Source organism: Bacteroides sp. NSJ-39, from assembly GCF_014287315.1.
Taxonomy (GTDB): Bacteria; Bacteroidota; Bacteroidia; order Bacteroidales; family Bacteroidaceae; genus Bacteroides; species Bacteroides finegoldii.
On record NZ_JACOOB010000001.1, the window covers coordinates 189,253 to 216,143 of the forward strand.

42 protein-coding genes are annotated in these 26,891 nt (G+C 37.2%); 23 read left to right on the top strand and 19 right to left on the bottom strand.

All coding sequences use genetic code 11. From position 1 onward, the window contains the following. Window positions 1-41: 41 nt before the first annotated feature. The 3 genes from H8S63_RS00885 to lon are packed head-to-tail and all read right to left on the bottom strand — an operon-like array spanning window position 42 to window position 4,735. A complete protein-coding gene (locus tag H8S63_RS00885; RefSeq protein ID WP_007753357.1) occupies window positions 42-1,139 on the bottom strand; it encodes an LptF/LptG family permease in 1,098 nt (365 codons plus the stop codon). Between the two features lie 3 nt (window positions 1,140-1,142). Further along, complete coding sequence (gene tgt, locus H8S63_RS00890; RefSeq protein WP_186925435.1) at window positions 1,143-2,273, bottom strand: tRNA guanosine(34) transglycosylase Tgt; 1,131 nt, start codon at window positions 2,271-2,273, stop codon at window positions 1,143-1,145. After that, window positions 2,270-4,735, bottom strand: coding sequence for an endopeptidase La (gene lon / locus H8S63_RS00895; protein ID WP_007753361.1), 2,466 nt, complete (start codon window positions 4,733-4,735; stop codon window positions 2,270-2,272). Before lon ends, tgt begins: the two co-directional genes overlap by 4 nt. 219 nt (window positions 4,736-4,954) lie before the next feature. On the opposite strand from lon, the gene H8S63_RS00900 reads away from it, so the two are divergent. Then, window positions 4,955-5,665 (top strand): tRNA1(Val) (adenine(37)-N6)-methyltransferase, encoded by a 711-nt coding sequence (locus H8S63_RS00900; RefSeq protein ID WP_007753364.1) that lies wholly within the window; start codon window positions 4,955-4,957, stop codon window positions 5,663-5,665. A gap of 191 nt (window positions 5,666-5,856) precedes the next feature. Here H8S63_RS00900 and H8S63_RS00905 read toward each other — a convergent pair whose 3' ends face one another. After that, window positions 5,857-5,994 (bottom strand): hypothetical protein, encoded by a 138-nt coding sequence (locus tag H8S63_RS00905; protein ID WP_186925436.1) that lies wholly within the window; start codon window positions 5,992-5,994, stop codon window positions 5,857-5,859. A 9-nt stretch (window positions 5,995-6,003) separates the two neighbouring features. Continuing rightward, window positions 6,004-6,525 (bottom strand): hypothetical protein, encoded by a 522-nt coding sequence (locus H8S63_RS00910; protein ID WP_186925437.1) that lies wholly within the window; start codon window positions 6,523-6,525, stop codon window positions 6,004-6,006. Between the two features lie 32 nt (window positions 6,526-6,557). Between H8S63_RS00910 and H8S63_RS00915 the strand changes: the two genes are divergently transcribed. After that, the gene (locus H8S63_RS00915; protein ID WP_186925438.1) at window positions 6,558-6,890 is read left to right on the top strand and encodes a hypothetical protein; all 333 of its coding nucleotides are present in this window, start codon (window positions 6,558-6,560) and stop codon (window positions 6,888-6,890) included. Here H8S63_RS00915 and H8S63_RS00920 read toward each other — a convergent pair. The 5 genes from H8S63_RS00920 to H8S63_RS19870 all read right to left on the bottom strand — a co-directional run bounded on the left by H8S63_RS00920 (window position 6,883) and on the right by H8S63_RS19870 (window position 9,120). After that, window positions 6,883-7,140: a hypothetical protein gene (locus H8S63_RS00920; RefSeq protein WP_186925439.1), complete on the bottom strand. Its 258-nt coding sequence runs from the start codon at window positions 7,138-7,140 to the stop codon at window positions 6,883-6,885. The genes H8S63_RS00915 and H8S63_RS00920 overlap by 8 nt on opposite strands. Before the next feature lie 28 nt (window positions 7,141-7,168). Then, the gene (locus H8S63_RS00925; RefSeq protein ID WP_222619533.1) at window positions 7,169-7,762 is read right to left on the bottom strand and encodes a hypothetical protein; all 594 of its coding nucleotides are present in this window, start codon (window positions 7,760-7,762) and stop codon (window positions 7,169-7,171) included. A gap of 84 nt (window positions 7,763-7,846) precedes the next feature. Continuing rightward, on the bottom strand, window positions 7,847-8,278 hold the full coding sequence (locus H8S63_RS00930) for a hypothetical protein (RefSeq protein ID WP_117684225.1): 432 nt from the start codon (window positions 8,276-8,278) through the stop codon (window positions 7,847-7,849). A 58-nt stretch (window positions 8,279-8,336) separates the two neighbouring features. Further along, window positions 8,337-8,729, bottom strand: coding sequence for a hypothetical protein (locus tag H8S63_RS00935; RefSeq protein WP_117611169.1), 393 nt, complete (start codon window positions 8,727-8,729; stop codon window positions 8,337-8,339). A gap of 1 nt (window position 8,730) precedes the next feature. Then, window positions 8,731-9,120, bottom strand: a complete 390-nt coding sequence (locus H8S63_RS19870) for a helix-turn-helix domain-containing protein (RefSeq protein ID WP_229065719.1) — start codon at window positions 9,118-9,120, stop codon at window positions 8,731-8,733. Window positions 9,121-9,293: 173 nt separating this feature from the next. On the opposite strand from H8S63_RS19870, the gene H8S63_RS00945 reads away from it, so the two are divergent. The 13 genes from H8S63_RS00945 (at window position 9,294) to H8S63_RS01005 (ending at window position 16,926) form a co-directional block, all read left to right on the top strand. Continuing rightward, entirely contained in the window at window positions 9,294-9,500 is a 207-nt protein-coding gene (locus H8S63_RS00945; RefSeq protein ID WP_186925441.1) for a hypothetical protein, read from the top strand. A 3-nt stretch (window positions 9,501-9,503) separates the two neighbouring features. Next, window positions 9,504-9,704, top strand: coding sequence for a hypothetical protein (locus tag H8S63_RS00950; protein WP_049702758.1), 201 nt, complete (start codon window positions 9,504-9,506; stop codon window positions 9,702-9,704). A 186-nt stretch (window positions 9,705-9,890) separates the two neighbouring features. Next, window positions 9,891-10,145 carry a hypothetical protein gene (locus tag H8S63_RS00955; RefSeq protein ID WP_118417451.1) on the top strand — a complete coding sequence of 85 codons (255 nt, stop codon included), beginning with the start codon at window positions 9,891-9,893 and terminating at the stop codon, window positions 10,143-10,145. Beyond that, window positions 10,129-10,494: a helix-turn-helix transcriptional regulator gene (locus H8S63_RS00960; RefSeq protein ID WP_117684221.1), complete on the top strand. Its 366-nt coding sequence runs from the start codon at window positions 10,129-10,131 to the stop codon at window positions 10,492-10,494. The genes H8S63_RS00955 and H8S63_RS00960 overlap by 17 nt, the downstream gene beginning before the upstream one ends. Before the next feature lie 105 nt (window positions 10,495-10,599). Beyond that, window positions 10,600-10,899, top strand: a complete 300-nt coding sequence (locus tag H8S63_RS00965; protein WP_186925442.1) for a hypothetical protein — start codon at window positions 10,600-10,602, stop codon at window positions 10,897-10,899. Beyond that, window positions 10,896-11,126 (top strand): hypothetical protein, encoded by a 231-nt coding sequence (locus tag H8S63_RS00970; protein ID WP_186925443.1) that lies wholly within the window; start codon window positions 10,896-10,898, stop codon window positions 11,124-11,126. Before H8S63_RS00965 ends, H8S63_RS00970 begins: the two co-directional genes overlap by 4 nt. A gap of 10 nt (window positions 11,127-11,136) precedes the next feature. Then, the gene (locus H8S63_RS00975) at window positions 11,137-12,111 is read left to right on the top strand and encodes a recombinase RecT (RefSeq protein WP_186925444.1); all 975 of its coding nucleotides are present in this window, start codon (window positions 11,137-11,139) and stop codon (window positions 12,109-12,111) included. A gap of 24 nt (window positions 12,112-12,135) precedes the next feature. Continuing rightward, window positions 12,136-13,335, top strand: coding sequence for a hypothetical protein (locus H8S63_RS00980; RefSeq protein WP_186925445.1), 1,200 nt, complete (start codon window positions 12,136-12,138; stop codon window positions 13,333-13,335). A 2-nt stretch (window positions 13,336-13,337) separates the two neighbouring features. Beyond that, the gene (locus H8S63_RS00985; protein WP_186925446.1) at window positions 13,338-13,997 is read left to right on the top strand and encodes a hypothetical protein; all 660 of its coding nucleotides are present in this window, start codon (window positions 13,338-13,340) and stop codon (window positions 13,995-13,997) included. 23 nt (window positions 13,998-14,020) lie between these two features. Then, complete coding sequence (locus H8S63_RS00990) at window positions 14,021-14,434, top strand: hypothetical protein (RefSeq protein WP_186925447.1); 414 nt, start codon at window positions 14,021-14,023, stop codon at window positions 14,432-14,434. 5 nt (window positions 14,435-14,439) lie between these two features. Beyond that, a complete protein-coding gene (locus tag H8S63_RS00995; RefSeq protein ID WP_117684218.1) occupies window positions 14,440-14,625 on the top strand; it encodes a hypothetical protein in 186 nt (61 codons plus the stop codon). Then, window positions 14,606-15,208, top strand: a complete 603-nt coding sequence (locus tag H8S63_RS01000) for a hypothetical protein (protein WP_186925448.1) — start codon at window positions 14,606-14,608, stop codon at window positions 15,206-15,208. Before H8S63_RS00995 ends, H8S63_RS01000 begins: the two co-directional genes overlap by 20 nt. Before the next feature lie 50 nt (window positions 15,209-15,258). After that, entirely contained in the window at window positions 15,259-16,926 is a 1,668-nt protein-coding gene (locus H8S63_RS01005) for a DEAD/DEAH box helicase (RefSeq protein WP_186925449.1), read from the top strand. A 23-nt stretch (window positions 16,927-16,949) separates the two neighbouring features. Here the strand turns inward: H8S63_RS01005 and H8S63_RS01010 are convergent, their stop codons facing one another. Beyond that, a complete protein-coding gene (locus H8S63_RS01010) occupies window positions 16,950-17,192 on the bottom strand; it encodes a hypothetical protein (RefSeq protein WP_004303123.1) in 243 nt (80 codons plus the stop codon). Window positions 17,193-17,271: 79 nt separating this feature from the next. Between H8S63_RS01010 and H8S63_RS01015 the strand changes: the two genes are divergently transcribed. From H8S63_RS01015 to H8S63_RS01050, 8 genes are all read left to right on the top strand, one after another. Continuing rightward, the gene (locus tag H8S63_RS01015; RefSeq protein ID WP_186925450.1) at window positions 17,272-17,646 is read left to right on the top strand and encodes a hypothetical protein; all 375 of its coding nucleotides are present in this window, start codon (window positions 17,272-17,274) and stop codon (window positions 17,644-17,646) included. Window positions 17,647-17,950: 304 nt separating this feature from the next. Then, window positions 17,951-18,211 carry a hypothetical protein gene (locus tag H8S63_RS01020; protein WP_148730788.1) on the top strand — a complete coding sequence of 87 codons (261 nt, stop codon included), beginning with the start codon at window positions 17,951-17,953 and terminating at the stop codon, window positions 18,209-18,211. A 28-nt stretch (window positions 18,212-18,239) separates the two neighbouring features. Beyond that, a complete protein-coding gene (locus H8S63_RS01025; RefSeq protein WP_186925451.1) occupies window positions 18,240-18,548 on the top strand; it encodes a hypothetical protein in 309 nt (102 codons plus the stop codon). Between the two features lie 10 nt (window positions 18,549-18,558). Next, window positions 18,559-19,089: a hypothetical protein gene (locus tag H8S63_RS01030; protein ID WP_186925452.1), complete on the top strand. Its 531-nt coding sequence runs from the start codon at window positions 18,559-18,561 to the stop codon at window positions 19,087-19,089. Window positions 19,090-19,105: 16 nt separating this feature from the next. Further along, a complete protein-coding gene (locus H8S63_RS01035) occupies window positions 19,106-19,327 on the top strand; it encodes a hypothetical protein (RefSeq protein WP_186925453.1) in 222 nt (73 codons plus the stop codon). Between the two features lie 28 nt (window positions 19,328-19,355). After that, window positions 19,356-19,598, top strand: coding sequence for a hypothetical protein (locus tag H8S63_RS01040; protein WP_186925454.1), 243 nt, complete (start codon window positions 19,356-19,358; stop codon window positions 19,596-19,598). A gap of 72 nt (window positions 19,599-19,670) precedes the next feature. After that, window positions 19,671-20,075 carry a VRR-NUC domain-containing protein gene (locus H8S63_RS01045; RefSeq protein WP_186925679.1) on the top strand — a complete coding sequence of 135 codons (405 nt, stop codon included), beginning with the start codon at window positions 19,671-19,673 and terminating at the stop codon, window positions 20,073-20,075. Between the two features lie 104 nt (window positions 20,076-20,179). Then, window positions 20,180-20,467, top strand: a complete 288-nt coding sequence (locus tag H8S63_RS01050) for a hypothetical protein (RefSeq protein WP_186925455.1) — start codon at window positions 20,180-20,182, stop codon at window positions 20,465-20,467. 8 nt (window positions 20,468-20,475) lie between these two features. Here the strand turns inward: H8S63_RS01050 and H8S63_RS01055 are convergent, their stop codons facing one another. The 8 genes from H8S63_RS01055 to H8S63_RS01085 form a co-directional block, all read right to left on the bottom strand. After that, a complete protein-coding gene (locus H8S63_RS01055; RefSeq protein ID WP_186925456.1) occupies window positions 20,476-21,786 on the bottom strand; it encodes an AbiH family protein in 1,311 nt (436 codons plus the stop codon). A 157-nt stretch (window positions 21,787-21,943) separates the two neighbouring features. Beyond that, on the bottom strand, window positions 21,944-22,069 hold the full coding sequence (locus H8S63_RS19875; RefSeq protein WP_255467613.1) for a hypothetical protein: 126 nt from the start codon (window positions 22,067-22,069) through the stop codon (window positions 21,944-21,946). Window positions 22,070-22,076: 7 nt separating this feature from the next. After that, on the bottom strand, window positions 22,077-22,997 hold the full coding sequence (locus H8S63_RS01060) for an AbiH family protein (RefSeq protein WP_186925457.1): 921 nt from the start codon (window positions 22,995-22,997) through the stop codon (window positions 22,077-22,079). Window positions 22,998-23,438: 441 nt separating this feature from the next. Then, window positions 23,439-24,527, bottom strand: a complete 1,089-nt coding sequence (locus tag H8S63_RS01065) for an ImmA/IrrE family metallo-endopeptidase (protein WP_186925458.1) — start codon at window positions 24,525-24,527, stop codon at window positions 23,439-23,441. A 2-nt stretch (window positions 24,528-24,529) separates the two neighbouring features. After that, window positions 24,530-25,162 (bottom strand): hypothetical protein, encoded by a 633-nt coding sequence (locus tag H8S63_RS01070; protein ID WP_186925459.1) that lies wholly within the window; start codon window positions 25,160-25,162, stop codon window positions 24,530-24,532. 260 nt (window positions 25,163-25,422) lie between these two features. Next, the gene (locus tag H8S63_RS01075; RefSeq protein ID WP_186925460.1) at window positions 25,423-25,932 is read right to left on the bottom strand and encodes a histidine kinase; all 510 of its coding nucleotides are present in this window, start codon (window positions 25,930-25,932) and stop codon (window positions 25,423-25,425) included. Then, window positions 25,929-26,423 (bottom strand): N-acetylmuramoyl-L-alanine amidase, encoded by a 495-nt coding sequence (locus tag H8S63_RS01080; RefSeq protein WP_186925461.1) that lies wholly within the window; start codon window positions 26,421-26,423, stop codon window positions 25,929-25,931. The genes H8S63_RS01075 and H8S63_RS01080 overlap by 4 nt, the downstream gene beginning before the upstream one ends. Continuing rightward, window positions 26,420-26,878 (bottom strand): phage holin family protein, encoded by a 459-nt coding sequence (locus H8S63_RS01085; RefSeq protein WP_149935684.1) that lies wholly within the window; start codon window positions 26,876-26,878, stop codon window positions 26,420-26,422. The genes H8S63_RS01080 and H8S63_RS01085 overlap by 4 nt, the downstream gene beginning before the upstream one ends. Window positions 26,879-26,891: the final 13 nt, after the last annotated feature.

Below are 26,891 nucleotides of genomic sequence, written 5' to 3' on the forward strand. Positions count from 1 at the left end.
GTAAGAATAGGCGGAACTTCTATTTAAGAGAATCTTATCATCTACTTCGGTGCCTTTTGATACAGGAAGAAGGCGATACCTGCATAAAGAATATTGGGAATCCAGACTGCAATCACAGGAGGTACATTACCGTTGATGGCAAATGTAGAAGTAATTGTCTGGAATAAGATATATGAGAAGCTCAGTCCCAGTCCGATACCCAAGTGGAGACCCATACCTCCTTTGGTCTTTCGTGACGAAAGAGAAACACCGATAATTGTCAGGATGAAAGAGGCGAACGACATGGCGATTCGTTTATGATATTCAATTTCAAACTCTTTGATATTGGCAAATCCTCTTCGTTTTTGTTTCTCAATATAGTCACTCAATTGAGGGCTGGTGAGCATTTCCTGTTGATTCTTCATGATAAGGAAGTCGGACGGTTCCATATTGATAATCGAGTCTATCCGGTCTCCTTTGGTGATTTTTTCTTTCAAGCCGTCCAACTCGCGTATCATGTAGTCATGAATTGTCCATTTATGAACGGTGGTTGTATCATACGTTACACGACGTGCTGTCAAGTGAGAAACCAGTTTCTTGTCGACGAATTTATCCAACGAGAAACGGTTGCCTGTTTTCATGGCATTATTATAATTGTCAATGTATGCAATGACACCGCTATCCACTTCCAGCTGTACGTTGCGTGCCGTATTCTGTTTCTTGGGTTTGATATACCGGTCTTCAAAGTTCAGGCGGGTGACGCTTCCTTTAGGGATTACGTACGAACTTAGCATAAAGGTCGTTAATGCGATAATGGCCGCAGAAATCATATAAGGACGCATCATTCTCTTGAAACTCATTCCGGTGGAGAACATGGCGATAATCTCTGAGTTCTCCGCTAGTTTTGAAGTAAAGAAAATGACGGCAATGAACACGAACAACGGACTGAACAGATTGGAGAAGTAGGGGATAAAGTTCATGTAGTATTCGAAAATGATTTTACTCCATGGCGCTTCATGTTCCATCAGTTTATCCATCTTCTCGTTAAAGTCGAATACTACTGCAATAGAAATGATCAATGCAATAGCAAATACGTATGTTCCCAAGAATTTCTTGATGATATACCAGTCCAGCCGCTTTATGAATCGATTGCTTTTCATTCCTTATAATCTAGTTGATACTTTTCTGACCATCATCGGTTTCCAGGTTGAGAAATCTCCGGCGATAATATGTTTTCGTGCTTCGCCTGCCAGCCATAAATAAAATGCCAGATTATGTATAGAAGCAATTTGCATGGCCAACAGTTCTTGTGCATGGAAAAGATGGCGCAAATACGCTTTGCTGTACAGTGTGTCTACATAGGAAGCACCGTCCGCCTCAATGGGAGAGAAATCCGTTTCCCATTTTTTGTTTCGCATATTGATGATACCGTCTTTGGTAAACAGCATTCCATTTCGTCCGTTGCGTGTAGGCATTACGCAGTCGAACATATCTACGCCGCGTTCTATCCCTTCAAGGATATTGACAGGAGTACCGACGCCCATCAAATAACGGGGCTTGTCTTTAGGCAGAATCTCGTTGACAATTTCGATCATCTCATACATCTTATCGACGGGTTCGCCTACTGCCAATCCGCCGATAGCATTTCCGTCCGCTCCTTTGGAAGCCACAAACTCCGCAGATTGTTTGCGCAGATCGGGGTAAACACATCCTTGCACAATAGGGAATAGCGACTGATTGTAGCCATACTTAGGTTCGGTTTCATTAAAACGTTGCATGCAGCGGTCGAGCCATCTGTGGGTCAGCCCTAACGACTTTTTAGCATACGCATAGTCTGAATCTCCGGGAGGGCATTCATCGAAAGCCATCATGATGTCCGCTCCGATGGTACGTTCTATATCCATCACTTTTTCCGGAGTGAAGATATGCTTGCTGCCATCAATATGTGAACGGAACTCGGCTCCTTCTTCACGGAGTTTCCGGATTCCGGCTAGCGAAAATACTTGAAAACCACCACTGTCTGTCAGCATGGGGCGATCAAAACCGTTGAAGCGATGCAAGCCGCCGGCTTTCTCGATAACATCCAATCCCGGACGTAAATAGAGATGATAAGTATTCCCTAGAATGATCTGTGCCTGGATGTCTTCTTTCAATTCTGTCAGATGCACCCCTTTGACAGTGCCCAATGTTCCCACCGGCATGAAGATAGGGGTTTGTATCTGCCCGTGGTCAGTGGTTATCAGACCGGCACGGGCATTACTTTTAGTGTCTGTATATTGTAACTCAAATGTCATTCCTGGCTGGGTTTCTTTACAGATAAATCAATGGCATCCGCTACTTTTTCATTGGTTAATGCAATGGCGAATACTTCTTTTATATCATTCACATAGTGGAAAGTCAATCCCTTCAAATACAGATCCTGAATTTCATCTATGTTCTTTTTATTCTCGGCGCTCATAATGATTTCTTTTATTCCGGCACGTTTGGCAGCAAGAATCTTTTCCTTGATTCCGCCAACCGGAAGAACCTTGCCGCGAAGGGTGATTTCTCCTGTCATAGCCAGGTTGGCTTTTACCTTTCGTTGTGTCAGAGCGGAAGCTAAAGAAGTGGCCATAGTGATACCTGCCGACGGACCGTCTTTCGGAATCGCCCCTTCCGGAACATGAATATGGATGTTCCAGTTTTCAAAGATGTCTTCGTCCAAGTCAAGGATAGAAGCGTGTGCCTTGATGTATTCAAGTGCCAGCATGGCAGATTCTTTCATCACATCTCCCAGATTACCGGTCAATGTAAGACGTCCGCCTTTACCACGACTCAAGCTCGTCTCAACAAATAGAATTTCACCTCCTACGGCTGTCCATGCCAGTCCGGTAACTACACCGGCATACTCATTGCCTTGATACTTGTCTCGTGTATATTCCGGTGCTCCCAAGAAATCGTATAGGTCAGCCGGTTTAATTTCCGTTTTAGCAAAATATCCGTCAGTTGCATATTGACGGGCTGATTTACGGAGAATCTTACCTATTTTCTTCTCTAATTCACGAACACCGCTTTCACGAGTGTACGATTCGATAATGGCTTCCAGCGTATCTTTGGGAAGTTTTATATCTGTCTTTTTAAGCCCGGTGGCTTCCAGTTCTTTCGGGACTAGATGTTTACGGGCAATTTCAATTTTCTCTTCTGTGATATATCCGCTGACTTCAATCAGTTCCATACGGTCGAGCAATGGACCGGGAATTGTATTCAGGTTATTAGCTGTTGCAATGAACAATACCTTTGAGAGATCATAGTCCACATCCAGGAAGTTGTCATGGAACGAAGTGTTTTGTTCCGGGTCGAGAACTTCCAATAATGCAGATGAAGGATCTCCTTGGCGGTCTGCACTGACTTTATCTATTTCATCCAAGATGAATACCGGATTAGAGGCTCCTGCTTTAATAAGGCTCTTGATAATCCGTCCCGGCATAGCGCCGATATATGTCTTACGATGTCCACGTATTTCCGCTTCGTCATGCACTCCTCCTAAAGACATACGCACGTATTTTCGTTTAAGGGCGGATGCGATGGACTTTCCGAGTGATGTCTTACCAACTCCCGGAGGGCCATATAAGCAGATAATCGGTGACTTCATGTCGTCTTTTAGCTTCAGCACAGCCAGATGTTCCAGAATGCGTTCTTTTACCTTCTCCAATCCGTAATGGTCTTTATTCAACGTCTTCTCTGCATTCTTAAGATTCAGATTGTCGGTTGTATAAATGCCCCATGGGAGGTTAAGCATTGTCTGCAGATAGTTAAGTTGTACGCTGTAGTCCGGTGACTGCGGATGGGTGCGTTCCAATTTAGCCAGCTCTTTCAGGAAAGTCTCTTTAACTTCCATATTCCAATGCATTTTCTCCGCTTTATTGCGCATTTCTTCAATTTCCTGCTCTTGACCGCCGCCACCTAATTCGTCTTGAATGGTTTTGATCTGCTGTTGCAAGAAATATTCACGCTGCTGCTGGTCAATATCTTCGCGAGCACGCATTTGGATGGAGGCTTTTATTTCGGCTAACTGCACTTCACGATTCAGAAGCTCCAATAAGTGATAAGTACGTTCGCGCAAAGACTTGATACTTAATAAATCTATCTTTTCGTCTTTTTTAAACGGGAGATTCGAGCAGATAAAGTTGATCAGGAACATCGGACTATTGATATTTTTAATGGCAAACGCAGAATCCTGATGCATTGCATCTGACGACTTGATGTAACGCATTGTCAGGTCTTTGCATGTTTCAACCAAAGCTTGGAACTCCTTATCGTCCTTACCAGGAATTTCTTCTTCCAAAATCTCAACCTCGCCTTTGAGATATGGATGTGTATCGGTAATACTTTTCAAACTTAGACGCTTCATACCTTGAAGTATGACGGTTGTCGTTTGATCCGGCATTTCCAATACCCGGACAATTCGTCCTACAGTACCTATGTTGTGCAAATCTTCCAATTTGGGGTCTTCCGTATGCGCAGCTCTTTGACACACTACTGCTATGTCTTTATGCTTTTTCTCAGCATCACGTATGAGCTTTAATGAAGACTTTCGGCCAGCCGTGATAGGCAGGAATACTCCGGGAAATAATACCATATTACGGAGGGGGAGAACCGGAAGAATTTCACCAGATTTTATGTTTACATCAAATGCATGTTCATCGTTACCATCATAGTCGGTAATTAACGAGAAACCGTTGTCACTGACATCTTCCAATAAGTATCTTTCTTTCATCTTTTCGTTTTAATTTAGTTTATGCCATGCAAATATGCATAAATTGTTTGCAAAGTTAATTGATTCTCTTTAATAATGAAGCACAGGTTTGAATAAAAACACAAAAACAATGCCAAAATGTAGGGTAATAAAGGGTAACTTCCATAATAATTATTTATTTTTGGCGGTACATAATAAATTAGTGGAATAAAACGGGTTTTAAGATCAGCGAATAATAAAATGTCGAATCCTTATTTTCAATTTAAGCAGTTTACAGTGTGGCATGACAAATGTGCTATGAAAGTTGGCACGGATGGAGTACTTTTAGGTGCCTGGACTTCGGTTCAAGGAGCGCGTCGGGTATTGGATGTAGGTACAGGAACAGGATTGGTTGCTCTGATGTTGGCTCAACGCAGTCCGGCAGATGTAAAAATTGTAGCATTGGAAGTAGATACGGCAGCTGTGGAGCAGGCTAAAGAAAATGTAGCTCGTTCTTTTTGGAAAGAACAGATAGAAGTGGTTCAGGCAGATTTTAATCAGTATCATTCTTCCGGTAAATTTGATGTGATTGTCTCAAATCCTCCTTATTTTGTAGGCTCACTTAAATGTCCGGATGTACAAAGGAATGCCGCGCGTCATGCCACTTCTTTGACTTATGAGGAACTATTGAAAGGAGTTGCCGGATTATTGGCTGAGGATGGGACTTTTACGGTTGTGATTCCGGCAGATGTGGCAGATAGGGTAAAGGGTATAGCTTCTATGTGGAATCTGTATGCAGCCCGCCAACTGAATGTGATAACTAAGCCCGGAGGTGTTCCAAAAAGAGTGTTGATCGCTTTTTCTTTTGATAATCGGGAGTGTGTGGTCGAAGAGCTGTTGACAGAAATAGCACGTCACAAATATAGCGAGGAATATATAATGTTGACTCGGGAGTATTATTTGAAGATGTAAAACAAATGAGGCTAATATTTATTGTATTAGCCTCATTTTATAATCTTCGATTTGTCTCTTTCGTCGGGGTAGCGGGATTCGAACCCACGACCCCCTGCTCCCAAAGCAGAATGATAGAGAAAGCTATTTAGTTACATATCAATTAATTGTAATGATGCGAGCTAACCATTTCAAAGATAGTTCAAAGAACGCTATTTTGAGGGCTTTATTTTGCCCCTTTTTAACTCATAATTCAAAAGAGCAATTTCTTGCTTTTGAGCACTGTTTTCTCGCAGTACTTTCCGAAGTTGCTCTCTAAGTGATACGATTATTTTGTCTTTTTCTTCCATGTGGTTTGTTTATTGAAATATTACATCTTGTTCTTGAAAACGTTCTTTCCCAGATTCATCTTCCCATGTGAATCTTATCTTGTGCATTGGCTGATGACTGGTAAATAAAATAATGGAAAGTTCTACTGAACCTTGCGGTAATAAACTAGGGAGAGGGAACATCTCAAGTCCATCTGTAATGATTATGCCTTGATCATTACTTAATGTTTCCGATTTAAAGTTGATATTAGAACCTTTTGCTTTACCTTTATTATATACTTTCATTCTCCAGATAGGATTTCCTTTTCTATCGGAGGTCTTGTATACATTAGCTTCGATTAAAGCTTGTTTTTTCTCTAATATCTCCTCTTTACTTTTTTGAAGTTGATATTCGTTTAGTAATTCTTGTTGTTTGTTTAATAGCTTTTGTTGATCATTAAGCTTGACTTGTTGCTGATTTAATCTTCGAGTATGGTTTATATACATATAAGTCCCCCCTAAAAAAGTAAAAGCAGTTATTAGCCAATCTATATTTTCTATGATATTCTTCATTACAATTTATATTTTAAAATAAACTTTTTACTATGGTTATTACAGAGTATAACATTACCAAATCATTTGATAAAAAGACTGGTAAAATCCGGCATATAATTACCAAAGATAGAGAAATCGTATATGATATGACATTTAAGTTATCTAAAAATAGAAACACTCCTTTTAGTCCAATTGATTTTTTAGAAGCAGCTCTAGATGGTGAACAAGTTATTATCAATCCTCAATACTATAGAGAACTTCAAAATATAGCTTTCGAACTCCATTTGCTGAATGTTTGTAAAACGGATAATGAAAAAGAAAAACCATCATTTACAAACAAAGTTAAAGGCCTGATAAAAAAAATAGTTTCTCTTTTTACTTAATCTTGAAAAATTTGTTACCCTTAAATGCATTTTCCAGAGATTTTCTGATATAAGCCTCTGCGTCTACTTCTATTTGTCCTTTTACACCTTCAATCATCTCTTGGTTGTATGAAAGTAGTTCATCATATCCGCCCAAATATTCTCTATCACATTTCACACATTTGATATATGATTTGTCATCATTAAATTCAAAAGATTCGGTATCGCCACATGTCGCACATCTTAATTTTTCTGTATATCTTTCTTTCATAACATTAAATTTTAGTTACACAATCAATTTATTCAATTTTATTAGCTAGTCCCATCCATGAGTTATCGTCGAAGTCTGTAGTAAGAATTTTGGCTAAATCTCTTGGAAATTCCGGTGAAACCTCAAGTATCATATCTTCAGTGATATTCACGAAATTACGTTCTTTAGCGACTAACTTTGTTATAATGTTCGGGTCAATTTCCAATGCTTTCTTTATACACTTAAGTGCTAATACATATTTATAATCAGTTTCGGCAGGATGCCAATCCGGTTGCTTCTCATACTCGTCCATATATTCAGCTGCGAAGTGAGTTGCGAGCCCCTCTTCAAATACATTAGCATTAATTTCTCGGTGGGGACACAAGCAATGTATTATCTCATGTGCTAACTGATACAATCCTCTATTTATATCATTCTTACATATATCCATCACTCTAATTCCAACTACTTTAGAGCTAAGAAATGGAAACCATGTGTGCGGAAAGCCTTCTTCAGTATAGGATACTCCACATATTGAATAAGATGTATCTCGTATACCATATTTTTCCTCTGCTATTTTCAATATACTTCCTAATTTGACATTTAGGATCTTGAGTGCTAAGGCTGGGTCAATATCAGTCATTTTTATAGATGTCATTATATTCTGTATTTTTAGTTACACAATCAATCTGCTAGACTTCTAATATTCAGCTTAATTTTGTTTCGATTATGATTCACATATAAGTGAATATACTTTTTCGTATGAATCCAATTTTTCAGTATCAAGCTTCATGCTTAATTTCTCTACTCTTTTTATATAGTATTTTACTACTTTCTTGTATTCAGATTTATAATATTCATTCCTTTCTTTATAATCTAAATTATCTTTATCCCCGAACTCGGATATTGTTTTATTGAATAATTCAATTATACTTTTATGAAATGACTCTTTATAAAGATTGAAAGACTGCTGTTTGTCATCGTCCAAAGCAAATAATTGAGCTTTTAGTAATATGGCATCATCGTTTAGATTTTCTTCTAATTTACCCTTAATTTTGCTAACGTTATTGGTCATCCCCCAAATCTTAAAGAAAAGAATGATTTGTAGTATTCCGAATACAATCATTACTACACCTGTAAATGTAATTATGTCTTCCATGATTTATTGATTTTTTGTTTGTTAGTCGCTTATTCTTAGTATATTAATCGGATTGTTCTTACAAATTCTCAATATCTTCCTGCTTCTCTATCTTGTCAATAGCTTCAGGAAATTCAATACCATATTTTATATACTTTTTCTTATATTCTTTTTTTAGAGATGAGATTTGCTCTTCAAGAGCTTTCTTTTTACAACCATCAGGATCTGGAATAGAATCGTTATAATACTTCTTGATTCTATAAAACATGTCATTAAATAATAATTCTGCAATTCTATTTTTATCTCCTTTAAGGATTGCTTTTCTTAGCGTCCACTGGTCTGTCCCTCCTATAAATTCACTCCTCAAATCTCTAATATCATTGGTCATACCCCAAATCTTACAAAAGAGAATTATTTGCAATATTCCGAATATTATTGAAATGACTGCTATCAATATCAGTAAGTCTTCCATGTTATTTATTCATTAGTACATTAATTAATCGTTCTTTTTCCTCGAGAAGCTTATCCTTGCCTTCGATAACAGCTTTCAAATGCTTTATTTCTATCATAGCATCTTCAAGTTTATCTTGGCATTCATTAGTTGATATATTACCGTTATTATCTCTACCAACTAAAATATTCTTTGTACCATTTTGCATTACACTAGGTGTTATATCTTCGAAGAATGATGCAGGTGATAAGTTTAAAACAGATGAAATGTGTATAAGTAGTTCTGTATCAATATTTTCTTTTTCAAATATTGAATAAGTATAAGGTCTGCTTTTGTTTATCAACTTTGCAAAGTCTGTTACACTTATATTTCTTTTAGCGACTTCTTCTTTGATTTTGTTACCTATATGCATACGAATATTATTAAATTATCTTAATAGATTACACATTTTGTCTTGTTTTTAATTACAGTGTAATGTTTTTGATTACATTTGCACTATAAAGTTAACGCAAAACATTGATAACGCCAAAATAAAAGGGCAACAAAGTTAACTAAATAGATTATTTACTCTAAAAAAGACAAGATATGAAGAATCTAAATAAAGTAATGCGCATCCTAGGCGGAAGTAAACGTTTCGATTTCGAATACAATGAGAACGGATATTCCTGTATTCTAGTAGTTTCAAGTTACCACTCCGGTGAAGAAGTAAGACTCGACCTTTCTAAACTTGATGATGAAATGCTTGAAGCCTTGCAAGTAGAAGATAAAGATAATGAAGAAATGGAGGATTAAGTCATGAAGGTGAGAATCAAGAATGTAACCGGTTCAACTGGTAACGAATGGCTTCTATGGGAGCTAAAAAAGGAAGCAGGAGTAAAAGAAGGAGATATAGTTGAAGGTAAATTCAATCCTAAAAATAAGGCAGTAGACTTTACTAGGGGTACAACAGAATGTGTCGCTTGGCTCGGAGAAACTTGCGAAGAAGTCAAAGACTAAAATAATAAAGCATGCAGGTTTAGTTTTCGATGCAAACCCTTTGAGAATGCGCCTTCCGGTAATGGAGAATCTGAAAGAGGTTACGAGATAGAATGAATCTTTAATCATCCGCGCAACAGCGATACGTTGTCCTTGGCAGGCTTGGTCGCTTTCCAGGGAACTAATTACTATAATATAATAATGTATATGGAAAATCAATTAGAAACTATCAAAGCTAATCTGCCTTACGGATACGAAAAGCAGATTGCGAAGGAAGTAGGATGCTCACAGGGTACAGTGCACAATATCCTCAACAACAAACCTGCTTCCGCTCGTTCAACCTACAAAGCTAAAGTATTGAATGTCGCTGTAAGAATGGCCAATGAATCTTTGGAAGCTACCAAAGGAGTCTCTAGGGCGGCAGCCGAATTGGAAACTTTGCATCATGGAACTGCAAGCTGATTCTGCCCTAACCAAGCGGGAAAATCAAATAGCGGGACTGGCTGCTTGTGGCTTGGCAAAGAAGGAGATTGCAGACAGATTAGGTACTGCCTACGGAACGGTAAATGTCCTGTTAGATAAGGCCTACAAAAAGACGGGGACCAACAAATTGAACGAACTTGGTGCTTGGTGGATAAATAGAGTCTTTGCTCTAAATATAGACTTCAAGCAATTGCAGAAATCATTAATCGCTCTTTCATTTCTTGGAATTATTGCCTTTCAAATTGCATTTGACTGCAACAACGACCTTAACCGGAGTCGGCGGGCAAGAATACGAAGAAATAGGATTGAAGAAGTATATGAACTCTAATCAATATTAATCAGGCAGCATAGCATAGAGATGCAGATGTGTTTCAGTAATTAAAAGCTCAACACCATTCAAAAGTAAAACAAAGAAACAGCCTAATTAGAGATTATGGAAAATTGCTTCGAAATGATGGTAGCCCGATGTATTAAAATTGGGACTGTTCAAACGCTAACGATGCTGGGACTACTTCCCGAAGTGGTAACGATATCCCAAGCGGAAGATATATACGGAAAACGCCTGATTACAGAATGGCGCGATAAAGCCTGGATAAAGTTTTATCCGGCAAATAATAAGAAAAGAGGGAAATATTACGTAAAACGGTCGGAACTGGAAACTGCCAGCGCAATGATGGATTTACATAATAAGATACCTGACAACATTATCAAACAATTGATGCAAGTATCATGACAGCAAAGGATGTACAAGTAGGGCAAACAATTTCTGCCGGTTTCTTTTTCCGCTGCGGGCATTTGGGAGACGAAACTGATTATACTCGCATTGTTGGCGTAGTTGTACGTAAGCTGGAATGCTATAATCAGGTACTTGTAGACGTCGATTTAGAAAAATCGTTTAATAGTCCCAGCAAATCAGTGTGGGTGCAATTAGACAAATCAGAATTTAGTATTAATAGTTAATTTTTTCATTATGAGCAACATGGTTCAAATTAAAGTGGAGGAACTGAATGCACTTCCAGCAACGAAAATTGTCGAAAATGAAAGCGTACAAGCAAAGTTTATTCAGATGTACAACGCCATCTGGGGAACCGATAAGGGAGAGCAGATGTATCACAAGGAAGTATTCAACTTTCAAAAACTACTGAGAGATAATCCGGACGTGGCGTCATCAAGCAAGATGTCACTATACGGCTGCTTCCTTGATATTGCAGTTAATGGTTTGACGCTCGACCAGACAGGGCATCCTCTGTGCTATATTCTTAGCCGTAACTGCAAGACAGGAAACAAGAACGAAAAAGGATACGATGTCTACGAAAAACGGGCGTATGTCTCTGTTACCGGCTATGGAGAACTAACTATGCGGATGCGTGCCGGTCAGATTAAATATGCCGATAATCCGGTGGTTGTCTATGAGGGAGACCACTTCAAGGTATCTCTCGTTAACGGAGTCAAGAATGTAGAATATGAAGCGCAATGCCCACGCAAATCAACCAAGGTGATCGCTGCCTTTATCCGAATCGTACGAAACGATAATTCAGTAGACTATCAGTGGATGATGGAGGGTGATATAGACCGTCTGCGGCGTTACAGTGAGAAAGCAAACTCCAAGTGGGATGACCGACAGGGAAAGAAAGTGTTAGGTCAAGCTAATGCGTTGTATACTTCCAACGGTGGCGGTATTGACCCCGGATTTCTTGAGAACAAAATGATTAAGCACGCCTTTGACGCATATCCTAAGGTACGTACTGGTAAGTTCACAATCATGGCAACAGAACAAGAAGAGGAAGAAATCATTGATTACGGGTTGATGGATGAGACAATCGTTAATGAACCCATCCAATCGATAGATAACCCGAATGTTCCTTTCGGAGAAGAAAAACAGTTAGAAGCTCCGGAACCTGTACAAGTAGCGGTTTCAAAGGATGATGAAGAAGGGGGATTCTAGTAATTAACACTTAATACATAGATTATGGCAACAGATTTAATAAAAATAGACGAAGTGAAAGTTATCGTTTCATCTTTTCCGGAAATTATTGGAAAAAACAGCGACTCTGTAAAAAGGTGTAATGAAGCCGGACAAGCTCTTCTTGACACCATTCAAGGTGAAGGTATGAATGAATTGATAGACCAGGCAGCGGCAGATTATTTGAAGAAGGTGAATATTACTATCAAGAATATGGATGAACGCCGCAAGCCTATCACACAGATATTCGACAGGATACGTTCTTTCTTCACTTCACAAGAAAGGGAGATAGACCCTAAAAATTCATTATCCATTCCTGCGAAAGTGTTGGCTAAGCGCAATGAATATGCCCTATATAAGTATGAACAGGAGAAAAAAAGGCAAAAAGAGGCAGAAGAAAGAGCAAAAATAGAAGCAGAGAAGGCGAACTATCGAAAAGCAATTGAAGATAGCCTCCTTTCTTATTTCAGCCTGTACCTTTCCTCTAAAGTAGCTGAATTGCAGAATATCTTTTCAGGTCTTACTTATGAGAACTTCGATCGTCAGGCTGTAGGGATTACGATTTTTCAGATGGATTATCCAAAATCGCATTTCGATAAATTCTGTTATGAATCCGCTACGTATTACCTGAATAAAGAGATTAAGAATGAAATCCGGAAAAGCGTATTAGAGGGCAAGTATGAGCAATATGCACAGCAATACAAATCCCATCTGTCAAGCATCCGGCAGGATATTCTCGACCGTATTCCATCTAAGAGAAAAGAATTGGAAGAGTTAGAATCCATTCGCAAGATGGATGCAGCGAAGGCAGCTAAGGCCGATGAAGAACGGCGGAAACGGGAAGCCGAAGAAACGGCGAAGCAGATGGCGGAGATAAAGAAGAATGAAGAAGAAGCCAAACAGGCTACCGCAATGAAAGCACAAAAGGATGCCATAGGCAGCTTGTTCGATGCTTCTGCTGCTGTAATCGCTCCTCCTCCGACAAATGCAAAGGTTAAGGAAAAGATTGTAGTTACTCATCAGCAAGGCTTTCTTGATATATTCCAAATGTGGTGGCTAAATGAAGGTCAATCACTTCCGGTTGAAGAGCTGGAGAAGATTTTCAAAAAGATGATTGGATATTGTGAAAAGCAAGCTAACGGTAAAGACCAGATACATATCCAGTCCAAGTTCATCCGTTATGAAGCGGAGGTAAAAGCAAAATAATCATGGCAAATCCGGATTCGTATTATTTACGTGCAGAAGTCAGCAACTCAGACCTGACAGAGCTTAAGAATTACCTTTATCCCCGTCCACAATACGGGGATAAAGAAAAGGCTTTCAAGTTCGGAACACTGGTAGACGCTTTGATTACCGAGAATGACCGTGTTCGATATGACAAGTTGATGGTGGATGATTACGTGTACACAAAGGAAGAATTTGAATTAGGGATTGAAATGCGCAAGGCTCTCCGCAAAGAAGCTGAAAAAGACAGATTTTTAGCCGTCGTTCTGGAACAATCTGATACGCAAAGATTCATGGTTAACAAGCAACATGAATTTCATTACGGGAACTTCGCCTATCATCTTGATACGCGTTGCAAATGGGACTGGTGGTTATCTGATTTCCACTTCGGAGGGGATTTGAAAACAACCTTCGCTGAAACTCAGGCACAATTTGATGAAGCTATCGACTTCTTCGACTGGGACCGTTCCCGTGCCTGGTATATGGATATTGCAGGAAGTGAACAGGATTTCATTTATGCAATCTCAAAAAAGAATTGCAAAATATTCAAGCATTTTATCACCGATCGTAGCCATCCTTCATATATCAGAGGAAAAGAGAAATACGAGGACCTTGCTTTCAAATGGTGGCAATTGATGGTCTGATTATATTTTATCATAAAAATAATATGAATTTACTTATTACATCAAAAGAACAGATATTGGCTGAATTAACCAATATAGATTCATTTCTCAATATTACTATGAGTGAAGATGCGGCAGAAGCTGTACAACGTGGCAATGACTTAGCTGTATATGTTGCCCGCTCCGGCAAACTGCTTGCGGATTCGAAATACTGGCTTAATGAGACAATGAAGTTCGAGGTTATGCAAACGCTCGTTGATACAGCTAAAAATGCGAAAGCGACAGCAACAGCGATAAATGCCCTAATCGGTTCTTTATGTCGGGAGGAACGATACCTCGTTGATTGGTGTGAACGTTGTAACCGGACGGCAACACATCAATTATCATGGTGCGTAACTGTGATAAGTAAAGCAAAAGAGGAAATGAAAATGGCCAGTATGTATAACAATAAAAAGTAATCATTATGAGAACCCTGAAAAAAATCACAATCGGACTGGCCGTTATCGGCCTGTTTACAGCATTATCTTTCTCTCAAAGAGAAGATGCAACATCAAGAGAAATAACTACGGCTGCCGTCATGGGAGTTGTATCAACGTTTAGTATTATCACTTTATCAACTAAAGAAGATTATGGAACAAGTAAAAAATGAGATCAAAAAGGCAGTCGTTAAGAAAGATCGGCTGAATGTAGTGTACAATGAGCGTTTTTCTGAATCAAACTACACAAATGTAATAAACAAGAGCTGTGATCAGATTATTCACAGTGATTTAAGAGAAGCGTTTAGCCGTCTTAAATTGCATCTTGTTGTATTGTGTGAGCAGCCGGAAGCATCTAAAATCGATAAGGATAGTTTTACTTCTCCTGGCTATGCAGAAACCTTAGAAAACTATATTATTACAGGTTATGCGAATGACAGTGTCGATGGGGTTTCCGGAATAACTATCATGGGATCCAAACTTCTTCAGTCCGGCAAAGTCGTTGACTTGAAAATCTTCGTTCCTCTCCTTGATGCAGATTACCCTTACTATGAAGAATTGAGTATTGATGCTGCTGTATGTGATGCTGAAGTAGAAAGTTACCTGTTTGAAGAGAAATGGGGAATCAGACAAGAACGTCTCGATTTCGAAACCGATGAACCGGAAGAAGCTATCGTAATGGAAGAAGAAAAGCCGAAGAAGAGAGGGCGAAAAAAACAGATAGATGCTCCTGCACCTCTTGACGCGACCGCATAACTTACAATCACCATAGGGGGGAATTATCCCCCTATAAAATACTCTAAATCATGAATATCGAATTAAAAGGAGATAACTTTGAATTATCATTCAAGTATAAGCCTTCCATTGTAGATAGGGTCAGACAAATTCCCGGAAGACGTTTTGATGGTGCTAAAAAAGTTTGGATAGTTCCAACTCGGAGTAGGGTTGACCTTGAAAGAATGATTTATCAAATACGACAATTTGAGAATATCAATTGGGTAAATGGTACAGAAAAAAAGGAAGAAGATATTGCTTATGATATTCCGGAATTGCCGGATTTAACCGTTCCGCACAATTTGAAAATCCAGCCTTATCCTTATCAGCTTAAAGGCATTGCTCGAGGACTAGAACTAAAACGGTTTATGAATTGTGATGAACCGGGACTCGGTAAGACATTGCAGAGTATAGCAACAATTAACCTCGCAGACGCTTTTCCTTGTCTTGTTGTATGCCCTTCATCATTAAAAATCAACTGGCAACGTGAATGGGAAAAATTTACGGATAAAAAGGCGATGATCCTAACCGACAAGGTACGTGATACATGGACTTTTTTCTTTCAGACAGGAATGCATCAGGTATTTATTGTTAACTATGAATCATTAAAGAAGTACTTTGTACAACGTATAAAGAAAGCTGAAGGCTGGACGCTGCGAGATGTGGAATTTAGAAACTCAATCAATTTATTCAAGTCTGTTATCATTGATGAAAGCCATCGTTGCAAATCTGCATCAACCCAGCAGGCTAAGTTTTGCAAAGGTATTTGTACCGGCAAAGAATGGGTTATTGAATTGACGGGAACACCGGTGGTAAACCGGCCTAAAGATTTGATTCCGCAGTTGGCTATTTTAGATCGAATGAACGATTTCGGTGGATATAAACCATTTGTTGATAGATATTGTTCTGGACAGAGAGAAGCATCAAATTTGAGAGAATTGAATTTTAACCTATGGAAGTACTGTATGTTTCGTCGTGAAAAGTCACTTGTCCTCACGGATCTTCCCGATAAAATACGGCAGGTGAATACTTGCGAAATTACAAACCGCAAAGAGTATATGGATGCAGAACGCGACCTTATTATGTATCTACAGAAATACAAGGACGCTGACGACGATAAGATAGCTAAGGCAATGCGCGGCGAAGTGATGGTACGTATCAATATTCTACGGCAGATCTCCGCTCGCGGCAAAGTACGTGATGTTATTGAATTTGTGAAAGACTTCCGGGAGAATGGGAAGAAGATAATTCTCTTTTGTTCTCTTCATGAAGTAGTAGACCAACTGAAACGTTACTTTCCTACCGCCGTATCGGTTACCGGCAGAGACTCACAGGACGAGAAGCAAAGAGCCGTAGACGCCTTTCAGAACAATCCTAAAGCGGATATTATCATTTGCTCCATAAAGGCTGCCGGGGTTGGTTTAACGCTTACTGCGTCGAGCAATGTCGCCTTTGTTGAGTTTCCTTGGACGTATGCTGACTGCTGTCAATGTGAGGATCGGGCACACCGTATCGGGCAAAAGGATTCTGTTACCTGCTACTATTTCCTTGGCCGTCGAACAATAGATGAAAAAGTTTATCGGATCATTCAGGAGAAGAAGAATATAGCTAATGCTGTAACAGGTTCTACCGAGGATATTGAAGAAAATATAGTCGATATGGTTGCACGTATCTTTGATACTGATTATGATGATGAATAATTTAAGTCTGCAAAGATATGAATCTAATCAGGCTGAACTGGTGACCAAATAATTTCTCCATTGATATATCTGAAGTGTATTGAGGAACGGTTTGCAACCTTCTCTCCTGAAAAAGTAAATTCTTTACTAAAATTCTCACTTTCATGGTTAATGGTAATAACCAATGTATCATTTGTCGTGACTTTCTCTGTATTGATTTTATAAGATACAGATGTTTCAAGTCTACTTGAAGGGCGGATTGTTCTATTACGATATATTGTTGACATATATTTGTTTTTTTGCAAATATAATAATAATAATAAACTAATAAGCCTTGGGCGGCTTTATAAAACCCAATATTAGATTATGAATAAACTTGGAATTTTGGCGGCTATCGTATTTGTCGCAATTGTTGTGGGGTGTTTTGTTACCATCCCTTATTATAACGTTTGGCAGCAAGAAATGTCTGGAAAGGCTGAATTTGCTAAAGCAGAACAAAACCGTAAAATAAGGATTGAAGAAGCTAAAGCAAATCTGGAAGCTGAAAAGTTGAACGCCCAAGCTGAAATCGAACGTGCTAAAGGTGCTGCAGAAGCGATTAAAATTGAAAATGGAAGTATTACCCCTGCATATATCCAATATTTGTGGGTACGTCAACAAAGCAATCTGAATGATAAAACTGTGATATACATACCAACGGAGACAAATCTTCCAGTTTTAGAAGCGGCAAAAAATAAATGATAAATCAGCTATGCGGTAGATTTTTCGTTTACCGCATAGCTCAAATCCAAACAGAAAGGAGTCAATATGCGTGAAGATATAATGTATGTTATCGTTTATCCAAACGGCCTTATCATAATGAATACGCAGAAATATTACCGAAGTCTCTGTATTGAAAAATGGTGTGAAGGATGCTTCCGACCATGGAAACAATGGTATAAATCGGAGAAATGAATTTTATATGCAAAGCTGTAGATATAGCAATAATCAATAATGCTATATGCAAAGTTGCAGAAATATTAGATAATATAAAGATAAATCAGGAATGAATCATAAGAAAGATTTTTTGGAATGGAAGGAAAGTACATTCACAGAAATATGTGATAACTTATCAGATGTAGTATGTACAGATAGGAAATTGAATGTTGGTGATAAGGTTATCTTTAAAAACAAGCATGGTATAAAGTTTGGTCCTTTTGAGGTATTAGGGTTTTGTAAACCTGATAATGGTGGAGGATGTGTATTTCTGGATAAGAGTAGTTATTGGTTTCCTGCTCCACTTGATAGCCTTACAATCATAAAGTAGAATGGTTTTAATCAAATTAGATACAGAAATGAATAAGAATATAGTCGTAAAGAAAGAAAAGCCTATCTGTCAATTAGAGGGGCTCCCGGGAGTAAAGAGGGATAAAATATATGCGTATTGGTTCAAGGATATAAACGACATAGAGGCAACTCTTGAACTTGGATATGCCTGTACTTCTGCTGGAAATAACGGAGCTATAAACGTTTGGAAGGATGATACAGGAATGATTCGCGGTGAATTAATGCGACACTTAGTAGTTGTTGAAAAAAGAACGTTTGTCAGCTATGCAGAAGTGGAAAAATGCGTTAGTGATTGGCTTGAAAGAATTAACCCATAACTGATAAGAAATGAAAACTTATGTAATCACACTCTCACAGTTTTTCCCGGTAGGACATAGTCAATCAGGGAACGAGACGAATTTCAAATATGAGTTTCTTTTGGGGCAACTCTGCCCTGATTGTGAAGTGGAACAGGATTTATCGGGGGAAGAAATTTCCCGATGCAACAGTTGTATAAGAGCCTGTTTACGTCCGAAACTTCACACCATACGAGCCAATTACCCAATGTGGGAGAAGCGTATTAAAGAGGTTCAAGCTGGGCTAGCTGTTCTTTCCGTCCGGCAGTGGATTGGAAAGCCTTATCGCAGCTCACAGATTGAAGTTGTAAAGCTGACATCGGAGAATGGCATAGGGATACAGAAATTAGCGTTTTGCGGAGCGTTGTCACATTTCAAAATTGAAAATGGTATAAACACACCACTAACAGAGGAACTAGCCAATAATGACGGACTATCGTTTAAAAATTGGATTGAATGGTTTAATGGCTATGATCTGAATCAACCTATGGCAATTATTCATTTTACAAAATTCAGATATTGATAACAAAGGAAAAGATATGAATAAGATAGCATTAGAAATTACTTCCGAAGGATGGGAGATTACCGTAATTATTGACGGTAAAGAGTATAAAGAGAAGTATGTTGCAACTGCAACTGGAGCAAAAAGTATTGAAGGCGATTTTGAAAGCGAAGATGATATACCGGAAGAAGTATATGATGCTTTAAATTCCACTTTCCCGTTCGAGTGTATGCAGGCATTATATTCTATTGAGGATTAACTATTACCAAAAAATAATGTATAATTGAATGAAACGTCCACAGAGTAATGGGTTATTTGAAATTACAGGAAGTCAAGAGAAAGAACGAGGTTTCTGCTGCATGAAGCTGATAACTTTTCTTTCCGCTAATAATGTAACAGACTGGGATGAATGGCATGGAGCGCATCTTTCTGCAATGTCAGGGAGATGCCCCTACGCTTCGCAGTGCCCGATTCATGAGAGAACGATAGCAGTAGTAGGTAGAAAACCAATACAATTTAGCTTATTTTGAATAATGTCTAAAGAAAAGTGTATTTTGTGTGGAAAAGAAACGGTATCGGTTATTAAGATCGGTACCGACTTCATGTGTTATAATTGCTATGCAGATCAGCGTAATCCTCCGCGTTCTAAAGAAGTACATAATAACGAGGAAGCTCGCATACAAACAGAGTTCTTCAAGCTTATTCCTCTATACTTTCCAAATATACCTGATAAACTCATATTCGCGGTCCCAAACGGTGGAAGCCGTCATATACGAGAAGCTGCTAATCTCAAACGGCAAGGAGTAAAGCCTGGGATTTCTGATGTGATCGTACTAATTCCTAAAAAGGGTTTTGCTTCTCTCTGCATAGAGTTTAAAACGAGGGTAGGGAAACAGTCAGAAGAACAGAAAGAGTTTCAAAAACAAGCGGAATCATGCCGTAATAAGTATGTGGTAGTCCGAAGTGCATCACAGGCAATCGAAGAATTACGAAAATATCTTTCTTAATAGAATTGAAATTTGTAATACTGAAATTCCACAGATTGAAATAGCTTTTATGTGATAGGGGAGAGGGCATCTATTTTTTATATCTTTGCTCTAAAATTACAAGTATGACATTTGAAGAAGCAGTATCATTAGTTGATAGGATAAAAGAGCAAGTTATCGGTGTACCTGTTAAAGGCCGCTTGATTGAATCTTTGTTCATTGGGCCTACAAACTGGAATGAAATGCATGTTTTTATGAATATCTGTCTTCAAAAAGGGGAAGATGAAGCTATTGACGAGTTTATTGGAAAAAGTTTCTCTGTGTATGGTAGGTCTGTTACCTATATTAATCCAGATCTTCCTCGGTGGGATGTTACGATACTCGATGATTGGGAGAAAATAATATCTAATTAAGAGGTAGCTTATTGGGCTACCTCTTTTTTGACGGCCACCAAAGGAGAACAATCTTCTCGATTTACAACTATATCACGCATATTGGGCTTATTATTAAAATTACGAGATATATTTTTTATCATATCAATATAATTATCTGTCCCATCTTCGTACTGTCGATAAAAGACTTTAATAGATAGGCAGTTATCATGCTCAAATAAAGTATTTAATAATGTCCTATCAGAGTTTCCACAAGAATGCCCCATTATAAAGACCTGATATGGACCTAATGCAACAAACTCCAAAAGCTTTCTATAATTTCTTGTTTTATGGTATCGTATAGATTTGATATTCTCTAGGAAATCATTATTCTGTAATCTCTCTATTCTTTCATAATCATCATCTAGCTCATCGCCATATCCAAATATAATGGGATTGTTTTCATTGTTAAGTTCTCCGTGAATATTGATAACTTCATTAATACTATTTTTTGCATATAATTTTTCAGCTGTTTGGGTGTAATTAAAATTTAAAATTAATGTGTACGGTACTAAATGATTTTTCTTAAAAGATTCAGAACCAATATTCTTTTCAATAAATAACATACGCTTCTCGTCATTTGTATCACATAAAGTATATTGAACATCTTCCTCTTGATCTAATTCAAAGTCAACAAAATCCCCCAAACGAAACATACTAGAAAAAATAGACTCAACAAATTTAGTTTGTCTACAAGTCGCAATTTCATCAAGTTCTATAAAACTTGAAAAAGCATCTTGTATAGATTGATGTTTTTTCAGTTCTGTACTTTGAGTGATCTTGGTTAAATAATCCTCTAAAAGTCTTTTCACGTCATCAAAGTCTTTGTTTAATGTTCGAATACTTTCGCTTTGCTTCTGGGGATTTTTTTCTTGAAGTAGTTCCTTTAATACAGCATAATATTCATTTTCAATATCTACCCAATTTACAAGGGAACATTGATGAGATATACGCTCAAAAAAAAGATTTTTAAACTTTAAATGAACTGTCATAGGTGTATTAGGGTCATTGTTATACTCATCTATTATTAGGTACAATTTCTCTAATAAGGTGTCTTTTTTGCATGAAAAGAAGCTTTTATTAATTTCTGTCTTGCCACATTTTTTCTCAAAAACAATAAATTCGTCTTCACAATTACCGATATATTGCACTCCTCCATAGGTTTCTTTCATCCACTGGTCATATCCGCCAAACACCTTTTCTGTTACACCATTCCAATAGTCATCTATAAAATCTTTATATCCGGTTTTAAGATTATGTGCCATATCAAAACCGTTGCCAATAATTATAATTCTATTCATGCTAGAACCCTATTTTAAGTTAATAACAAATCTCACATGCCTTCCTTCCCATATTTTGTGCTTTACTAATGCTTACTGCAACAACATCACCTTGACAATTGTTAAAGCCTCGGCAATCACTACTAAAATGATAAGCATATACACTACTTCCAGTACTCTAGCACTGTTGTAGATTTGTTAATTTGAATTTACCACCAGGATAGATTTTGTTTTTCAAAGTATCCTGTGCCCAAGCAAGTAACTCCTGAACAGCTTCGTGATCGTATTTATTTTCCTCTGCCATATAGTTTTTACTTTAACGTAATACTACTATCTTCAAACTGTATATTATTATATTGATTTAAATAAGATGTTCGGTTATTTGTAAGGGCCTTTAATTGCCAAATAATATCATCATAGGCATCTTGTCCATAATGGTAAAACTTAATAGTTTTGGAATGACATTGAGGTGTTGCTTGAGTTTCAAAAAAATCACTAAAATAAGAATGATCAGTTTCTCCCAAAGAATAGCCAAAGAATATTATTTTATTAGCATTTTCAAGAATCCTAGGTAACCCTTCCACATTCTTGTTTATATTATGAGACTTATATAAAAATACATGTTCTCGATTTAAATTCAAACTATCTTGTACTCCAAAAACTATATCCTTTTTTAGAGAACCATGTATTTGTAGGATTTTACAATCAGGGATAGGGTCAAAACCTTTAATTATACATTCTACAAATCTTGTATAATTGAAATTAACAACATAATATGGTATCCTATCAATTATTATATCTCGTATAAGAGTATGCGCAACTGATTTTGTTATATCTGCATTATTACTTTTTGCGTTATTTTCGATATCTATCAAATATTTTTTCAAGGCGTTACACAACTGAAAATATTCTTTTCTGAAACAAGTTGAGATTTCTGAAATATCTAAGATTCTTTTACCTTTTAAGACTTTATGTACTAACTCATTTTGTATTGAAGGTGTTGATTTTAATATATTAGCGTAAACACCTAATTCTTTTTCCATATCTATCCAATTACCATCTTGTTTTTTTTTATAGTTTAGATATTGCGCCAACCAATTATCATTCGCTAAAATTAGCTCATTAAAGTATTGGCTTCCCATAAAATCAGAATATGATGTAGGAAAATTTATATTTAAATCAAATCCATTTCCGACTATTAAAACAGTCTTAAATTCATCTAATTCATTCATTTTCTTCTATATTAAATGTATAGAGCAAATATATAGAAAAATATTATTTCTAAAAAAATATTTGCTTCAGAAAATAAAAAGCCTTGACCGAATGGTCGAGGCAAATTCCACCGCCGCGGTTTAGAATAAGGGGATTCCATGACAAAAGTACTACTTATTTCTACCGATGTACATAAAATGAGATATTATTTCTATTCTATCGAACTTTCCAGATTCTCATTAGTAATAGTAGATAAAAAAGCCCCGACTACACTTAGTCGAGGCTCATTCTTTTTGGAGTATATAATATAACGTATTGTCTCCCGCTTTCGAAAATTAGCAACTTTTCCGTAGAGAGATGATACAACAGACATTCACGTCTGTACACAAATATAATAATTATAAATGAGATAAGCAAAAGAAAAGCCCCGAATCAGTGAGACGGGGCGAATAACAAAATATCTATAACATCAATCTTAACTTTCTGGGTTCTGCATTAAAGTGCTTTTTAACCTCCGGTAAATCATAATATGCTACAATCTTTTTCTCTGTCAAACGAAGTAGTTTTAGCATCTCTTCTTTTGTATATTCAAACTCATCGAAATAAATGTTGAATACCTTATCTAACAGCCGAGGGGATTCTACTTCAAACTCAAAGGGTTCATTACTGCTCCATTTATTTGCATTGTAATACATCATCCAACGTCTATTTTGAGTTTCAGATATACAGCCTAAGAATTTAGCCCTATATATCAATGATTTAATTGAAACTTTCCAATTAGTTTTAAGACCGTAAAGTTTTGGGGCATCCAATCTATAGAGATAGTTTTTTATACTTTCAGCAGGCATTAGAAATTCAGAAGCGAATCTATTAGCTTCGTCTTCTACATCTCTCTTATCAGAAACCATATACTTATAGTGCATTATCAAATGTCCTAACTCATGGCAAACATTGAATACTGTTCTTGAATTTGAAGCATTCTTATTTATCAATATAACTGGTAGTCCATTCTTTGTGATAAAAGATACCCCATCAACCTTTATTGAAAAAGGAGGTTCTATATAATGAATTATAATACCCATCTTCTGAACTACACTCATGATATTATGAATTGGTCCTTTCTCAATACTGAACAATGACCTCACTTTTTGAGCAACTCTTTCCGGGGTAATTTCTTCGTCCTCTATATCTATAAATGGAACTCTTATATCAATTTCAATAGCTTCAAATAAAATATCAATATTTTCTGCTATTATGGTCATTTGAGCATCAAAAGCCATTTTCTGTTTTTGTGGTATTCCTAAATTACGACGGTAGTAATATTCTTTTATATATGGAATAATCCCATTCGATACTTGGAAAAAGGAGATAGGATATCCTAAAAAATCAGCTATCTCTTTCATAACCTCATCAGAAGGAATAGTTTGTCTATTTTCTATTCGATTCAATTTATTCTGAGAAAGTGATTTTAAATTTAAAGCTAATTGATTTTGAGTATAGCCTTCACTTTCCCTTGCGAGTTTGATTCTATCAGGATTATATTCAATCATAATTATTCAGCTTTCTTTCTACGAACTACAAACTCTTCCTTAGGTTTGCATATTTCATCTACCTCTTTCTCTTGAAGTGCAAAATCAATAGAGTTAATAACACTTTGCTCCTCTGGATTTATATCTAGAACCCAATAGACTTCATCTTTTCCATTAGTTATAGCCAAACAGGTTCCTCCAACAAAGCCACTATTATCAACACGAGGGCCAATAAATACACAAGGCAATTGCTCGTGGTTATGCAAACGGCAATCAGAGGCTACCGATTCGGCATAGCTTGGCAATCCCTTTTCGTTTAATTTCTTTATATAGATTGAGAATAAGTCAGATGAAACATAATACTGACATTGTTTATATCTAGCTTTAAATAAATTAAGTTCCCCACCGTCGATCGCTCGGTTAATATTCACTTTAATAATTCGAGTCAATGTATGTATATAGTATGTTCTATCATCATACAAATCAATCATTGGATCACTTTTTATTCTATTCTCAAATTGCTCCTTGCTAGTTTCGATAATACGGGCAATAATATGGAATAATTCCATATTGTCTTGTACTAATTCAATTGTCTCCTGTTGTCTCCCTGCATTGAAAAATGAGAAAGATGTTTGGCCTAGATATTCACTTTTCATATAACTTCGCTTTAACATTTGCGCAAATGTATAAAATATTATCTAAATATTACTCATTTTTTCATTTATTTTTTATTCAAAATAAAAATCTTAGCACGAAATATTACGAAAAAGACGATTTATATACAATAAATATATTATTTCTTTTCCTATGTAGAACGATTGTATAATGATGCCTATATACACTTTATCTTCCCGTAATACCTCGACTTTCCCAAGCCGGGGCAACCAAAGTTTCTTTATTATGAATTTAAAGGTAGTTATTTTTTTCTTATTCTACACACAAACCAACAGGTGCCGATTAAAATAATGATACCTATATAAATTTTATCCTTATGCAAATCCCACCATGATAGCTCTACGACAGTTTCTTTTTGATTCAGCAAAACATTAACCTTATTACTAATAGTATCAATTCGATTCGAGAACTGCTGCAAAGTAATGGATAATGTTTCATCAACTTCTGTACGTTCCTGATCCTGCTTAGTTGTAGTAGTGATACTTTCTTTCACCGGATATTGTTTCCCTGTTGAATCCGGAGCAGATAAGTAAACAGTTGTATTTTCAATCTTCAGATCACTAAATTTGTCAGTAGTAATTTTCGTTTGCTTATTCACATCCAGCTGTAGGGATTCTATTAAGTTTTGCAGATACAAGAAATCCCCTGAATAGTCAATCTGCTTCTCCGTCTCCATGTTGCGGGAAGCCTTGCAGGAACTTAACCATATTCCCGACATCAGGAATATGGTTATATAAATTAGCACTTTCATGGCCGGATCACTGTATTACGAAGAAAATTAGAAAACTCGGAACGAACATCAAAACAGGGGCACGCCTTGATGTATTCTGCTGGTTCAACTTCACCGGACCCGTCCAGATCGGGCGAAGTGTCACGATGTCCGAGAACCTCGACAATATCATACTCCTTACATAACTTTGCCACCAGTTGGCGCAAACTAGCTCTTTGCGCTGGCGTCCGTGTATCTGCCGGCTTTCCTGATGCGTCCAGACCGCCGATATAGCAAATGCCAATGGAATGCCTGTTATATGATGATTCTGAAAAGCCTTTGGTATTACAATGCGCTCCGTCGATGGAAAGCGGGCGCCCGTTCTCTACCATTCCGTCCAAGTCAATGACGAAGTTATAACCGATCTGACTAAAACCTCTTTGTTTGTGCATCCGGTCAATGTCTTTAGCTCTCAAATCCTGTCCGGCACGTGTGGCCGAACAGTGGATAATAATAGCATCAATAGTCTTCATTTTGCACCTCCTTTTTGTAAGTAGTTCGTTAGATAAGGGATATTCTTTATAAACTCGACACTTAGTACATAGTGCAAGAAAGCTACTACCTTATAGCCATTGCTAGAGTTAGGTAAAATCTCTTTGATATTCCTTAGAATATTTACCCCGTAAAAATAGAATACGCTGTACGTAATAAATGAGACGCATTGTAGCGCACCTTCCGGATTACCTTTGTGTTCACCAATAAAGTAGATGCAACTAACCAAGGCAAAGAAAATAGTTGCTTCTACAATACATCTCCAAGCTTTTTTGAAAGAAAAGCTTTCATGATTGATAAGTAGCGCAGTAAGCAGCCCACAGATGAAATTAAGAGCAAATACTGCAATAAGGCTTTTGATCTCTCCAGAGATGGGATTAAGATAAGCAGCTATACCGGTAATCAATCCAATAAGTAAGTTTTTGAAATAATCCATAATTATTTATCTA